General features: G+C 55.0%; 2 protein-coding genes. Both read left to right on the forward strand.

What is annotated here, in order from left to right:
* The coding region (locus KBI52_RS01165; RefSeq protein ID WP_210804825.1) for a Txe/YoeB family addiction module toxin at positions 1–226 on the forward strand (226 nt) is incomplete at its 5' end.
* A gap of 9 nt (positions 227–235) precedes the next feature.
* Complete coding sequence (locus KBI52_RS01170) at positions 236–790, forward strand: ATP-dependent Clp protease proteolytic subunit (protein WP_210804826.1); 555 nt, start codon at positions 236–238, stop codon at positions 788–790.
* Positions 791–817 lie beyond the last annotated feature (27 nt).

Here is an 817-nt window from a genome sequence, read left to right on the forward strand (position 1 = left end):
CTGGCAAGAGGCTGATCCAAAGACCCTCAGGATCATCAACGACCTGATCAAGGATGCGAAACGCAATCCATTTAAGGGGCTCGGCAAACCTGAGCCTCTTAAACATGCGCTCAAAGGCTGGTGGTCCCGCCGGATCACTGGCGAGCACCGCCTTGTCTATCGGATCACCGGGGCAGGTGACGGCCAACAACTAGAAATCGCGCAGTGTCGCTATCACTACAAATAGAGGACCAGCATGGAGAACCCGCAGGCACCAGCGACCTACTTAGTATTTGCGGGTTATATTGATCAGATTGCTGTGCAACGCTTGTTCGAAGCAACTACTCATGCGATCCGTGCAGGCTCGCCGAGCGTTCATCTCTTGCTGCAATCCGTTGGCGGCAACATTCAAGACGGCGTTTGCCTGTACAACTACTTCAAAACCCTGCCGGTACCCATAAGTATCTACAACGCTGGCTCGGTCTGTTCGGCCGCAGTCACAGCCTACCTGGGTGCCCCAGACAGGGTCACGAGTGCTCTTGGAACATTCATGATTCATCGCACCCATGCGACGCTTCAAGGGGCAAATGCGGACATGGTTCAGGCGAGGGCTCAGAGCTTGGTCATTGACGAAGACCGGATGGATCGAATTCTGAAGGCACATGTTCGTCTCCCAGACGATAAGCTTGAAGTTCACCGATATGCAGACGTCTGGCTGACCGCGAATGAGGCTGTTGATACAGGATTGGCAACAAGGCTTGGCGATTTCGCCCCACCCCTCGGGATCCCCGTCTTCAACGTTCTGGCTTGAAGCGGGCCGCTCACTCAGAAGGCTTCC

Origin of the sequence: Microvirga sp. HBU67558 (genome assembly GCF_018069605.1) — a bacterium.
GTDB classification, from domain to species: domain Bacteria; phylum Pseudomonadota; class Alphaproteobacteria; order Rhizobiales; family Beijerinckiaceae; genus Microvirga; species Microvirga terrae.